Source organism: Pseudomonas sp. NFX1 (assembly GCF_051123555.1).
In the GTDB taxonomy this organism is placed as follows: domain Bacteria; phylum Pseudomonadota; class Gammaproteobacteria; order Pseudomonadales; family Pseudomonadaceae; genus Aquipseudomonas; species Aquipseudomonas capeferrum.
The window spans coordinates 340,427-353,546 of the sequence record NZ_CP169366.1 but is presented as its reverse complement, the minus strand read 5'-3'; the positions used below and the strand labels follow the sequence as shown (position 1 = coordinate 353,546).

The 13,120-nt window shown below is 61.3% G+C and carries 8 protein-coding genes; all 8 read right to left on the bottom strand.

The genetic code is table 11. From position 1 onward, the window contains the following. Positions 1-38 precede the first annotated feature (38 nt). The 8 genes from DJ563_RS01545 to DJ563_RS01510 all read right to left on the bottom strand — a co-directional run bounded on the left by DJ563_RS01545 (position 39) and on the right by DJ563_RS01510 (position 13,120). The gene (locus DJ563_RS01545; RefSeq protein WP_434518703.1) at positions 39-4,901 is read right to left on the bottom strand and encodes a glycosyltransferase; all 4,863 of its coding nucleotides are present in this window, start codon (positions 4,899-4,901) and stop codon (positions 39-41) included. Positions 4,902-4,980: 79 nt separating this feature from the next. After that, positions 4,981-6,387, bottom strand: coding sequence for a glycosyltransferase family 2 protein (locus tag DJ563_RS01540; RefSeq protein ID WP_434518702.1), 1,407 nt, complete (start codon positions 6,385-6,387; stop codon positions 4,981-4,983). Beyond that, complete coding sequence (locus DJ563_RS01535) at positions 6,384-7,325, bottom strand: FkbM family methyltransferase (RefSeq protein ID WP_434518701.1); 942 nt, start codon at positions 7,323-7,325, stop codon at positions 6,384-6,386. Before DJ563_RS01535 ends, DJ563_RS01540 begins: the two co-directional genes overlap by 4 nt. Positions 7,326-7,330: 5 nt before the next feature. Further along, the gene (locus DJ563_RS01530) at positions 7,331-8,497 is read right to left on the bottom strand and encodes a class I SAM-dependent methyltransferase (protein WP_434518700.1); all 1,167 of its coding nucleotides are present in this window, start codon (positions 8,495-8,497) and stop codon (positions 7,331-7,333) included. Positions 8,498-8,594: 97 nt separating this feature from the next. After that, positions 8,595-9,638, bottom strand: coding sequence for an NAD-dependent epimerase/dehydratase family protein (locus tag DJ563_RS01525; RefSeq protein WP_434518699.1), 1,044 nt, complete (start codon positions 9,636-9,638; stop codon positions 8,595-8,597). Further along, entirely contained in the window at positions 9,625-10,545 is a 921-nt protein-coding gene (locus DJ563_RS01520; RefSeq protein ID WP_434518698.1) for a class I SAM-dependent methyltransferase, read from the bottom strand. The genes DJ563_RS01525 and DJ563_RS01520 overlap by 14 nt, the downstream gene beginning before the upstream one ends. A 110-nt stretch (positions 10,546-10,655) precedes the next feature. Next, the gene (locus tag DJ563_RS01515; RefSeq protein WP_274100294.1) at positions 10,656-11,291 is read right to left on the bottom strand and encodes an HAD family hydrolase; all 636 of its coding nucleotides are present in this window, start codon (positions 11,289-11,291) and stop codon (positions 10,656-10,658) included. After that, complete coding sequence (locus DJ563_RS01510; RefSeq protein ID WP_434518697.1) at positions 11,291-13,120, bottom strand: thiamine pyrophosphate-binding protein; 1,830 nt, start codon at positions 13,118-13,120, stop codon at positions 11,291-11,293. Before DJ563_RS01510 ends, DJ563_RS01515 begins: the two co-directional genes overlap by 1 nt.

The following is a 13,120-nucleotide window of genomic DNA, read 5'->3' as shown; positions in this document are numbered from 1 at the left end:
CTCCCTCGCCCGCAATGGGCAAGGGAGGCCAGCCAGGCTCAATCCGGCAGCCAGGCCTTGCGCCAGTGACTCAGGTTGTCGCCTTCGAGCATCCAGCCGCCCTGCACCGCATCGCGCAGTGCATCGCCCGCCTTCGCCGTCGCATCCAGGTCGGCAAGGTGCATGCGGATGGCCTCTACCCAGCTACGGAAGCGGTTCTTCACCAGGGTGACCGGCAAGTCGCTGTAGCCCTGATAGCAACGTACGTCGCTGGCGATCACCGGGAAACCACAGGCGCCGTACTCCAGCAGGCGCAGGTTGCTCTTGCACTCGTTGAACAGGTTCTGCTCGACGGGCGCCAGGGCCAGGTCCAGGTTCATTCTGGCCAGCGCTGCGGGGTAGTGTTCAAAGGCAATGCCTTGGTGGAACTCATGCACATAAGGCCGCAGCTTATCCGGGCACATGCCGAAGAACACCCACTCCACCTCGTTGGCCAGCTCCCTGACCACGTCCGCGATCACTTCCAGGTCGCCCGTGTGGCTTGCGCCGCCCGCCCAGCCGACACGCGGTTTGCGCGACTGCCGGCGCTGGGCGTTGAGGCCTTTCCAGTAGCGGGGATCCAGCGTGTTGTGTACCACCCGGATATCGTCATGCAGGCCGGCGAAGGCTTCGGCAAGCGGCTGCGAAGAGACGACAAAGCGGTCCACATAGGCCAGGCCGCGACGTATGGAACGCAGAATGTCCTTGGGCATGTGCGCCCTGTGTACGCTCTTGATCGGCAGGTTGGGCAGATAGTCGTCCAGCTCGAAGACCTTGAAGGCCTGGGAGAACGCGTGCATCCGGCGTATGTGCTCAATCTGCTCGTCGCCCACCTGGCGCTGCAGGACAATGCTGTCCGGCTGGTAGCGCTCCAGTTCGCCTGGTGCCAGGTGATTCCACGACAGCTGCCCCTCGGCCAGCCCCTCGCGGCTGAGCGCATCGAGCGGCTGGATGACCCGGTAGTTGCCACAACCCTGCCTGTCCGCCGCATGGGCCAGGATCGTCGGCAGCGGTTTCCAGGACGACAGCGGCCGCCAGCTCAATTGGGTGGGCGCCAGGCCGAAGCCATTGGTGGACGACAGCGAGAAGTTCGGGTTGTAGAACGGGTCTCGTGCCAGTGCCGGCAGCCAGCGGGCATACAAGGCGTCTTCTTCCTCGGTGCTGGCCGGCGTTGCCGCATCTTCGCTGAGCAGCAATTGCACACGCGGCGTCCACACGTTCAGGTAGCCGGCACGGGACAGGCGCAGGCACAGATCGACATCTGCCCAGCGCTGCAGCTCGGGTGTCTCGTCGAAACCACCCACCTCCAGAAACAGGCCCTTGTTCACCAGCAAGCACTTGCCGCTCACTGCGACATAGTTCTGGTCGACCTGCAGGCGCTGCAGGTAGCCAGGCGCATCCAGCGGCTGCCCGGCAAAGGCTTCGCCAACCGGACCATTCAGGCCGAGCACGAAACCGGCATGGCTGATGGTAGCGTCCCCCGCCACCAGCTTGGCCCCCACCACGCCGACTTCCTGGCGCACGCCATGGTTGAGCATCTGCTGCAACCAGTCGCTATCGAGCACCGCAGCGCCTTCGTCCAGCCACAGCAGGAACTCACCACGCGCCTGCTCGGCGGCCTGGTTGCGCATGTGTGCAGGCGCCATGCCGGCAGGGAAACGCAAGCAACGAATGGCATCGGTGCCGAGCTGGGCAACGCTATCGAGCCAGCTGCTCACTGCTGGGCCGGCATCATTGCGCGCCAGCAGAAGCACCTCGTAGTTTCGATGGGGCGTCTTCTCCAGGATGGTTTCCATGCAACGCTGCGCACGCTCCGTGCTGTTGCCCTGGAGCAGGATCAGGATGCTGACCGGCAAATCACCGGGAGCGCCGTAGTCGAGGTCATAACGCCCAGGCAGACGCGACTCGACGCGAGCCTGCGCAAAACCGCGTGCGTGCAGATGGCGCTGAATGATCTCGCGCTCGTCCGGGCAGTCGCGCAGCGTCTGCGCATCGCTGATCAGCAACGGCTCGCTGATATGCCCAAGCCCCTCGAAACCGGCGGTCTCGATCAGGCGCAGGATGTACTCCAGCTCGAACGCCTGGCCTGCCTCCTGACGGAAGCCGCCCATGTCCAGCCACACCTGACGGTTGAACAGCCAGTGGCGTGACAGGCTCGCCGGCAAACTCAGAAGAAGATCAAGGTTGAGATCAGGGCGCAGCGCAGCGCCCATTTCCGCGCCATCGCCACGCAAACCTTCATCCCCATAAACGGCCCGACAGCCAGGCGCTGCCAGCAGATCAAGCGCGGCAATCAGCAGGCCGCTGGCAGTGAACTCAGCGCCCGCCTCTACCAGCATGAACCAGTCGAACTCACCCGCCAGAACTGCCTGGTTGAGCTGGTCGCTGAGGCTGGCATCGGTCAAACGCAGGCACTGCAGTTTGCCCTGAGCCGAAGTTGCGGGTGCCTCCCCCGGCGTCAGCGCGATGATTTTCACTGTGGGGTAAAGGCAGCTATCGCTGCTCAGGCTTTGCAGCGATGCTTTCAAGGCATCCGCATGGCCATCAGCATCCACCACGATGACCCCGATCACAGGCCCACCCTGGTGGGCTTGCAGACGCTGTTCGATCAGACGGCTCTGCATGGCATCCGGAACGCGTTCGGCCAGCCAGTCTTGCAGTGTCAATGACTTGGGCCTTTCGCCCAGATGCTCCAGCATTTGCTGGCGCCCGCGCTTGACTTCATCGCTGCCACAGTCGGCGTGGCGCGCATACAACTCGCGATACAGCGCAGGGTAGTCTTGCAGTGCCTGCTCCGAACGTCGTGCAGGGGCATTGTCATCCCGGCGCATGCGCACTTGCACCGTCTCAGCACGAACATGGTGGAAAGCGCTTCGAGCACATAAGTGCATGAGGAAGTCCCAATCCTCCAGACCTTTCAGTGATTGGTCGAAGCCCCCTACGGCCAGCGCAAGCGCGCGTGGGCAGGCAAAGGTGTTGACCGGGATGTAGTTGTTGACCAGCAACCGTTCGCGGGAGTATGCCTCGTGGGGGTAGCGCTGCTCACGCGCCACCTCGGCCCTCTCGCCCGCCGTGATCGTTTCCTGAATGAACACCGCATCCGTGTACACCACGCTGTCGGGGTGAGCCGCCAGCGCGTTGGCCAATGTTTCGAGATGGCCAGGCAGGAACAGGTCGTCGTCGTCCAGATAAACAACATACCGACCACGGGCCAGGTGCAAAGCGGTGTTACGGGCAGCGGCGGGGCCGCAATTACGGCCTTGGCGGATGTACGTGACAGGGAAATCGTAATCAGCCAGCAGCGACTCGACCGGGTCGCCGTTGTCATTGACCAGAATGACCTCGAAGTCCTTGAAAGACTGGTGGCCAATGCTGTTCAGCGCATCGCTGAGCAATTGCGGGCGGTTGTAGGTCGTCACAATAATCGAGAACAACGTCGTCTCTTGCTGCCGCGCCTGTTCTTCCAAGCGCTCGCAGAGCTGGCGCGCTCGGGCACCCAACTCGCAATGCTGCTCGCCAGGGTATTGCTCCAGACGCCGCTCGAGGTGCGCCGCCACCTCGCGCTCACGCCCGTAGAGGTGATGCTGCGCATTGCGCTCGAATACGCCTTCGACAATGGCAAGGTGCCCGATCAATGGCTCAACGGAGGCGTAGAACTGGTTCGACTCCTGCGCACCGTGCCAGCGATAGCTGACACCGGGCATATCGACATAGGCGAAATCGGGGTAACGCTCCGCCATCTGCACGACCATTTCCCAGTCACCGGCACCGTACGTCTTGCCTGGACTCCAGACCTGACAAAATGCCTCACGCCGGTAGATCACTGCCGACGGTGTCATGTAACTGTCGAAGATCAGCAGGTCAGCGACTTCATTGCGCCCACCGACATAATCGCCGTTGCGGTAACCGGGATGACGAGGCTGGTTCAACGCCTGCCCAGCGCCATTGACCCAGCGAATGCCGGTATAACCAACCGCCACGTGGGGCTGGCTCTCCAGCGTAGGCAACAGGCGCGACAGGTGGCCTGGGTTGAAATAATCGTCGGCGGAAAGGAACGTGAAGTACCGCCCCTGTGCGATACGCAGGCCATTGCGCCAGTTGTAGCCTGGCCCGAAATTGTATCGGTTACGGATATAACGCACACTCGGGTTGCCCGCGAATGCCGCCATTACCGTGGCCGTATCGTCCGTGGAGGCGTTGTCCAGCACCAGGATCTCGATATCGTCCACACCCTGGTCGAGTACCGACTGGACACACTGGGCAAGATAATGCCCGTAGTTGTAGGTCGGGATAGCAACACTCAGCAGAGGCTCGAGTTTCCGTACTTCAGCCGCATCATCAGCGATTGCGGCAGTTACCTGATAAAGCCAATAGTCTGCCGAACAATGATAATTGCGGGAATAATCACGATCTTCCGGGCCTCGAGATATTGGCCATTCTTGCGAATCGGATCCGTCAGAATCCGAAAGCTCCACGCAACCCATGTAGACCCGCGACTTACTGAGACGCCCTTCCCATGCTGGGACAAGAACTTTGCTGAAGGACGCGTCTTCTCGCAGTGCGTCCGCTTGCTCGGAAGTACGTAGCAGCAGATATCGTTGCGCATGTAATTCCAACTTGAGCACCGCTTGGGCTTGACGAGAGTGGGCAATTAGCAGAACGCCATCGGCCTGCCCCACGGCATCGGTAGCCCGCTCGAACAGCATTCCATTGCCCAAGCCGTAGGCTGCCAAGGGCTGCAGCGGTAATTGCCCCTGCAATGCCTCCCAATCAGCATCGGACAACAGGAATGCCTGCTGATCGTCCAGACAAAAACCGGCGACCCGTACTCGCCAAGGTTGCCCGTCACATCGACCACCAGCGATCAAAGCCCAATTCGTCATGCTGTCCCTCCCCAAAATTGTTGCTCGCTTGCCTCAGGCGACACGGCGCCTGTTCCGCACACAGACTGTATGCCCTGAATCACGAAGATTGCGTCAGCTCTTTCCAGGACACGACCTGTGCCGGTGTCATGAGATGTTGGCGAATAAGTGCTTCGATGTAATGCTCATGATCCCGCTCGGAACTGATGATCACGACATCCTCTGGCCCGACATGCTCACTTATCCAGGCCAAGGGCTGAATGGGTACGCCCAGCATTTCTTTACCCTGGCGATTGAGGTTGGAGTCGATACAGGCAGCGACCTGAGCACCGCTTTTCTCAGCTTCAAGAATTAGTAGCGCGGCGATGAAGGCACTACCAAAGATGATGATCCTGCGCCCCTCCAGGCTGGCCAGGATGCTGGACGACGGCTTTTCAACAGTTATCCGCGCCCAGGCAAGAAGCTTCTGAGTAGCGCTGGCGTGTCCGGAGACCGACAGCTTGTCCAGCTGACTCGCTTTTAGACCCAACGACAGAAGCTGGGCAAGCAAGAACACAGGCAAGCCCGCCAGAAAGGCGTCAGGGGCTTGCTCCATGCTGGCTTGCAGGGCGACGGCCGCGTTACCAGTCTTTCTCAGAACACCTTTGCTGACCGACCTGCCAGCCTGGGTTGTAATTGCCTCCTGAATCTCAAAGCGCGCCGTGCAGGCATCGAAATGCAGAGACTCTGCCTCCAACCCGGAAACGCCCCTGGCGATATGCTTCAGCCCTCGATAGAGGGCGACCCCCGGTAGCGACAGACTTGCCACATGGGAGAACTGCTTGGTATGCACCCTTCGGCGCAACAAGGGCTGATCAAGGTAACCGATTGCATGCCGTCGATTGACACGCGCCGGCATCAGCACGTCCTCGATGCCCGCCGTCTCCTGCGTTTTCTTGCGAGCAGCAGCGTCGCCGAGGCACGCATGCACTACATAAGACCTAGGCACTACGGCCCGCTCCAGCATCACGCCGCTAGGCATCGGCCACAGCCGCTCCTTGAGGAAACTGCTGATGTATTCCCCGGGAGCGAAGATTCGCTCCGAGTCGGGCACGGTGCCGCCGTCGACCAACGCATGGCCATCCTGATCAATGTCGCTGACGCGAGTCCACACGAGCCGTACGTCGGGATGGGAATCCATGAAACGCATCTGCCGCTCCAGCATGTCGCGCTCCATGATGTCGTCGTCATGGGTCACGATGACCCGACGCCCCAGAGCAAGGTGGTATCCCGAAAGGCAGTTGAACTCCACGGTGGAAATATTGCGAGAGTTCCTGACATAACGGATTCGGGGATCGTCTAGGCGCAGAATGAACTCGGCAGTCCCATCAGTGCTGCCATTGTCGAGTACCAGCAGTTCGAAATCCTCATAGCTCTGGCCAAGGACGGCAGCGATGGATTGTTTAAGGTAGTGCAGTCGGTTATAGGTCAGCAGAGCAACTGTCAACGACGGGATAGCTGGGTTCATGACAAGGACCGCACCCGATCAGGGATCTCACGGTGCTTCTGCTCGTGAAGAAAGACAAAGTTGGTTTCCTGGGTCTGCTCGTCAATGCCTCGGCACGGACGCAGCCCCTCATTGCTCAGGGTATAGGCCTGATAGCCAAGACGCCCAAGCCGCTCCACCACCTCGTTGGGGTGGTAGTCGAACTGCCTGGCCCACTTCCTCAACAGCTCGATCAGAATCACCGGCTTATGGCGAGCGAGCATCGCCTCGCCGCCCTGGATCACCATCAACTCCGCCCCCTCTACATCGCACTTGATGATCTGCGGCGCCAGCTCATGCTGCGCGCAGAAGCTATCCAGCGTCGTGGCCGGGCAGGACACCTTTTGAAGGCTTTCCTGGCTGCCCGGTTGCCCGGCCAGCACCTGGGAAGTGGCGCCGGAACAGTTGGGCGTGTAGAGAAACTCCAGCGTCGCCTGCTGGTTCGAAAAGGCCAGCCGGTGCGCCTCTATGTTTAACAAGCCGTTGTGGCGGATGTTGCGCTCTAGAATCTCATGGGTATGCGGAATCGGTTCGAAGGCGTGAATCCGCGCCGAGGGGCAGTGCCGAGCCAGCGCCAGGGCATACCAGCCGCAGTTGGCGCCGATGTCCAGAACCACCCCGTTTTCCGGGGTGATGGCTTTGAGGAACTCGGTCTCCAGTGTTTCATAGGCACGGAAGTTCATCAGGGTGCAGGGCACCAGGTGCTGGTCCTGGGGGTCGAGAAACAACTCGATCTGCTGCGAACGGGAACGCACGAAGACGCCCTCCGGCAGGATACGCAGAGACTCCACGTCGGTACCGGCGAGGAACTCGGGGTACTCGAACAGGCTGGCGTGCCGTGCGTGGATGGCCTCGATGTAATCCTGCTTGGCAGATTCCCCGGCCTCGTAGGCCGCACGGATGTGGTTAAGCGTGTTCATCGGCATTACCGGGCTCCGGTGGCGAGGCTGAGGATTCTGCCGCGCCAGTCATGTTGCTGGATCAGTGTGTCGCGGATCTCTGCAGCGTAAGTGGTACTGGCAATGAACACCGTGGCCCCCTGGTGCTGCGCCAGCTCATCGGGGCCGGTAATGGTCACACCGAGCAGGGGTTTGCCCTGCAGGTTCCTGTTCCGGTCGACGATGCCGCAGATATTGGCCTTGCCCAACCGGGTATCGCAGAGCAACCGGCTGGTAAGCGCGCCAGCGCCCCAGATCAGCACCGGCTCGGCACTGGCCTCCAGTTGCTCGGCCAGCGCTTCCACCGGGCGCAATACCTGTCGCGACAGCTCGACATAACTGAGCAGGCTGGCAGCCGCCACAGCATCAAGCGTGAAACGCTTCGCTGCCTTGGTCGTCTTGCGGTACATGGCCAGCAGGTAATGGTTGTCGTAGAAATCGTTGTGCTGGGAGATGACCGTCACTTTCTCGAAGCCGCTGGCAGCCAGCAGGTTGTCCAGGCTGACGGCACTGAAGAAGTTGATGTGCTCCAGCGCAAACTCGAGGAAGGGCTCAGCCGGCGGCGTCTTGCCGAAGGCCTCGGCATCGGGAACCGCGATGAACAGATAACCATCGTCCGCCAGCAGCGCCGCAATCTTGGCCATGCTGTTGCGCAGGTCGGCAATGTGCTCCAGCACGCCGCAAAGGCTGATCAGTTGGAAGCGCTCTTCAGTAACGAAAGCATCCACGGTCGCGCTTCTGATCTCCACCCCGTAGATTTCGTGCGCCAGCTTGGCTGCAGCCGGGCTGGGCTCCATACCGAGCAAGCGCTGGAAGCCTGCCTGTTTGAAATGTGCAAGGAAATGCCCCATGCCCGAACCGATATCGAGAATGCGAGCGTCGCTTGCCAGGTCTGCATGTTGCTGGACGAAGTGGAAGAAATCCCCATGAATACGCGCCAACCCGGGCGGCAGGTCGGTATGCAGGTGATGCTCGACGTTCTGATAGAACTGATCGAGCGCCGACTGATCCGGAATGTCGCTGGCGTAGGCAAAACCGCAGTTGCGACAGGCCACCACATCGTAATGGACTGGCTGGGGAAGCCCTGGGAACAGAAAATGCTGAAGGTGCAGTTGCTCCAGGCGGGTACCGCTACAAATTTCACACGCTCTCATATCGCTTTCCACAGTGTTCCATCATTCAGCCGCGCCTTCTTAATACCCTCATGCCGAGGGAAGTAACCCACGAGTGTCGGACGCTAATCGGGAGAGTTCATTTATTTGCCTGCAATAGCCTGGACAAACCAACATCCAAACTGGTTTGTGGCGCCCACCCTAAAGCGCGAATTTTGTCGATATTGAAATGCCCGGCGTTTCTCACGGCAGGTGCCGGGCCACTGCGCGCCTGCGGCCTGACCGTGAGCTGCCCTGCCTTACCGGCTGAGGCAATCAACTTTTCGGCCAATTCCAGGATGCTGGTTTCCTGCGTTTCACCGACGTTGTAGGCATGGCCCGCTTCGCCCCGGAACAGGATGTGGAACAGCCCGAGCACGGTATCGGAGACATAGCAGAACGGACGCGAGGCGCTTCCATCGGAATCCAGCTGGATATCCCGGTTGTGAAGGACATCGGCAAGCAGATCGGAGATCGCCCGGCCATCGTCCAGCCGCATACCCGGCCCATAGCAATGGGAAATCCGCGCAATCCTGGCATCCACGCCGTATTGGGTGTGGTAGGCCTGGCACAGCGTTTCGGCCAAGCGCTTGCTCTCGCCGTAGCAGGCCCGTGGAGCCAACGGGTCTTCCCGGCCAAAATCACCTTCCGCGATCGCATCGGTTTGCCAAGGGTTGTCGCCGTACACCGCACCACTGCTGAGAAACAGAAAACGTGCCTGCTTGTCCCGGGCCAGCTCAAGCAGTGCCCGGGTGCCATCGGTATTGGCACGGATCGTATCGACCGGCCGTCGCAGATAGTCCTTGGGGCTGGCAGGGCTGGCGGCATGGACGATGAAATCCAGCGGTGCAGCAAGGCCGCAGGGCTGGGTGACATCCTGGATCAGAGGCGTCACTTCGCCTGGAATATCCAGCCAGGGCATGCGCTGACGCAGTTTTGCCAGGTCCCGCGCCAGGGCGTACACATGCACCTTCGCCTGAGGCTGACGCCGATTGAGCCAGACGAGGGCTTCGACGACATGCCCACCAATGAAGCCCGAAGCGCCAGTGACCAGAATATGACGGCCGTGCAGGGCTTCCCAGGGCAGCGGGGCTGTGAGCATCCCGCTCAAATCCGCAGCGAGAACGGGATCAGGCGTTTTCATAGATGCTATCCAGGCCGATGATGCGCTGCGCTGCAATCCCAAGGTCAAGCAGGTGCTGACGGATGTCCGTGGCGAAGCGAATGGAGCAGATGAGGATGGGCAACTCCGCGTGCGCTTGCGGATCGTAGGCACACACCACGTGTTTACCCAGGCGCTGCCCCCATTTGGTTTCTGATGAGTCCAGCAGGGCGTGGATATCCAGCGACTCGGCAATCGGTGCCAGATAGTTGAGGTAGTCGCCGCCAATGCCGTACACCAGGAACGGGCCGCCGGTTTGTTCACGAAAACGCTGCAGCAGACGCTGCTCGCGTTGCTCAGCCGCAGGCTGCAGGCGGGCGACGAGGCGCACCGAGTCCGAGTAGACCGGCGATTCGTAATGCCCCACGGACAACGCTTCGCAGGTAAAGCCGCAACGTGCGAGCAGCAGGGCCAGCGACGCCGGGGTGAACTGGTGCAGGTGCTCGGGATTGCGATCACTGGCCAGCAGCGGATGCCCGGCCTGGTTCGGCACCTCGATCAGCACACGCCCGTCCGCACTCAGAAGGCTCGCCCAGGCCGCAAGCTCCTGCTCGGGCCGAGCGATATGCTCCAGCACATGGAAGGACACGATCAACTGGTACGGCGTTGCCTCAATCTCGCTGGCTGGCGTGTGGAATACGCGGTCAAGTTTCTGCGTCGCCAGCACCCTGTCCTGCGACAACTCCACACCCTCATAGGTGACGGCAAAGCGCGCCTTGATCTCGCGCCCGAGTTCACCTTCCGCACAGCCGACTTCGAGCACGCGTTCCTTGCCTGTCTTCAGCAAGTCGGATACCGCGGCGACACGTTCACGCATCTTGCGCTTGAACCAAGGCGTGTTCAGATCGTTACGAGCGACCAGCGTCTCATAGTAGCCCGCCTCGTCCATCGGCATCCGCCAACGATGCCCACAGAGCCGGCAAGCGGTGTATTGCGGGCTGGGCAATACGCGCTCGACCGTTGCGCAGCAGGGGCATGTGTTGGCTGTAGCGGCTGTGTTCATGCGCGCACCAGGCGTTCCAGCAACTGTTGCGGCGAAGGCAATGGCTGCTCATGACTGGCAAATTGACCATAGCCCCAAGCGACTGGCCAGAACTCGACACCATTGGCCGCCGCTGCACGACCGTCTGCAACGGTATCGCCAATGTAGAGGGCCGATTGCGCTGCAATGCCGCCATCCCCCAGCAAGGCAGCGATCATGCCGGCCTTGTCCGTGTAGCGATCAGGGTAGGAGTCACTGGCATACACGTCGCTGAACAGCCCTTGCCAACCCAATGCCGCAATGATGCGCTGGGTTGGCAGCAGCCGTTTATTGGTCGCGATGTACAGACTGAAGCCTTGCTCGCGCAGCTGCTCCAAGATCGCCTGGCAACCCGCATAGGCCGGTGTTTCCAGGCAGGCTTGGGAATCGTAAATGTCCTTGAACGAGGCGCTCAGGGCATCCAGCAATGCTGCGTCGTCACTGCCGCTCAGTGTCGCCAGCGTCTGGCGCAACGGCGGCCCGATCAGGCTGGCGTCTATGGGGCGCATGGCCTGCAGCCCGTGCGCCTTCAGCACACGGGTAAAGCAGACAAGAATGGCCGGCGCCGAGTCCACCAAGGTGCCGTCAAAGTCGAACAGGACGTGGCGTTTCATCAATTGACCTGCTGCCGAACCTGGCGCGATACCGGGGCGATGTTGCCGGCCATTTCTTCCTCCAATACCGCCAGCGGCAGCAAGGGGCTCATGTCTTCCAGCGGCATCGAGGTCATCGAGCCATCCGCCTGCGGAATTGCCGCAACCTTCGGGCTCAACGCCTCATCCTTCATCAACACCACTTCCACGATCATCGGACGCGGCATTTGCACGGCCTCGGCCAGGCCCTGCTCCAGCTCGGCGGCATCGCTGATGCGCTTGAACGGCAAGTGGTAGGCACGTGCCAGTTCTTCCAGGTCCGGCATCCACAAGCCCGCCTCGGGGCCGGTGCCGACATAGCGGCTTTCGAAGTAGTTGCGCTGGGTGTTGCGGATCGAGGCATAACCGCCGTTGTTCATCACCACCAGGCAGATCGGCAGGTTGAACCCGCGCAGCGTGGCCAGCTCCTGAATATTCAGTTGCAGGCTGCCATCGCTCTCCACCGCCACCATCGGCTTGCTGCCATTGGCGAAGCACGCGCCAATCGCAGCGGGCAGGCCGTAACCCATGGCGCCCAGGCCAGAAGTCAGGAATACACGCTGGCCTGGGCGATTGCGGAACACGGTGTAGAAGACTTCGACCGCCAACCCCGAGCTGCCGGTGCTGACCAGGGTATTTTCCGGTACGGCGTTGGAAAGCGCGTCTGCAAACTGGAAGTGGCTGATCGGCCCGCTGGCCGCGAAAGGCTTGCCGTCGTTGACGCCATAGCGTGACTTCCAGTCGCGGCAACGTGCCAACCATTGCGGGCGGTTGAACGAGGCACCTTTCAGCGAAGCGGCCAGTGTTTCGATGAAGCTGGCGGCATCGCGGGTAACGGCGACATCGATGTGCATGTCGAGCTTGGCGATCTCGTTGGCATCCACATCCACGACGATCTTGCGTGCGTTGCGCGCAAAGTCGCGCGGCGCATAGGCGGTGATGATGTTGTCCAGACGACAGCCGATGGTGATCAGCAGATCGGCATTCTGTATTGCGAAGTTCGGTGCACGCAGCGCTACCACGCCGGGGCGACCGACATACAGCGGGTGCTCGTGAGGCAGCAGGTCCATCGCATTCCAGGTCGTCACCAGCGGCACGCCCATGCTTTCGATCAAATCACGGAAGGCTGCTGCCGCGCCGCTCAAGCGAACACCATGGCCGGCGAGGATCAGCGGCCGTTGGGCACCGTCAAGCAAGCTGCGGATCTGCTCCAGCGTTGCCGCGTCCAGCGCTGCAACGGGTGCTGTGGCCTCGTCCCAGCCCACCAGGCTGTCGGCATCGATCGGCGCGCCCTGCACGTCCAGCGGTACGTCGATCCATACCGGGCCGGCGCGGCCATCTCGCGCTACAAAGACAGCGCGCTCCAACTCGCGGCGAATGTCTTCTGGCTGCTGGACGGTCACCGCGTACTTGGTGATCGGCTCGACCACGCTGACGATATCCACTTCCTGCACGCCCTTCTGCCGAAGTGGCGCGCCACGCAGCAGGTCGGCACGCTTGACCTGGCCGGAGACGACCAGCAACGGCACCGACTCGATCCAGGCACCGGCAACGGCAGTCACCGCATTGGTCGCTCCCGGGCCAGTGGTGACCATCGCCACACCGATGTTCTCGTTGATCCGGCAGTAGGCTTCGGCGGCAATCGCGGCGGCCTGTTCATGGTGGCAGGCCACCACATCCAGGTTGGGGTGCTTGCCGACCGCGTCGTTGAGGTGCATGGCACCTCCGCCTGGCAACAGGAAGACGTGCTTCACACCCAGATCGGCAATGAAGTCAGCAATGTAGTCTGCAACACGATAGGGGCTTGGCAC

What these genes read in the sequence shown, in the direction of transcription:
- DJ563_RS01525 (WP_434518699.1), bottom strand. Translation starts at nt 9,638, where the DNA reads ATGAAAACGCCTGATCCCGTTCTCGCTGCGGATTTGAGCGGGATGCTC.
- DJ563_RS01530 (WP_434518700.1), bottom strand. Translation starts at nt 8,497, where the DNA reads ATGAGAGCGTGTGAAATTTGTAGCGGTACCCGCCTGGAGCAACTGCAC.
- DJ563_RS01535 (WP_434518701.1), bottom strand. Translation starts at nt 7,325, where the DNA reads ATGAACACGCTTAACCACATCCGTGCGGCCTACGAGGCCGGGGAATCT.
- DJ563_RS01515 (WP_274100294.1), bottom strand. Translation starts at nt 11,291, where the DNA reads ATGAAACGCCACGTCCTGTTCGACTTTGACGGCACCTTGGTGGACTCG.
- DJ563_RS01545 (WP_434518703.1), bottom strand. Translation starts at nt 4,901, where the DNA reads ATGACGAATTGGGCTTTGATCGCTGGTGGTCGATGTGACGGGCAACCT.
- DJ563_RS01540 (WP_434518702.1), bottom strand. Translation starts at nt 6,387, where the DNA reads ATGAACCCAGCTATCCCGTCGTTGACAGTTGCTCTGCTGACCTATAAC.
- DJ563_RS01520 (WP_434518698.1), bottom strand. Translation starts at nt 10,545, where the DNA reads ATGGACGAGGCGGGCTACTATGAGACGCTGGTCGCTCGTAACGATCTG.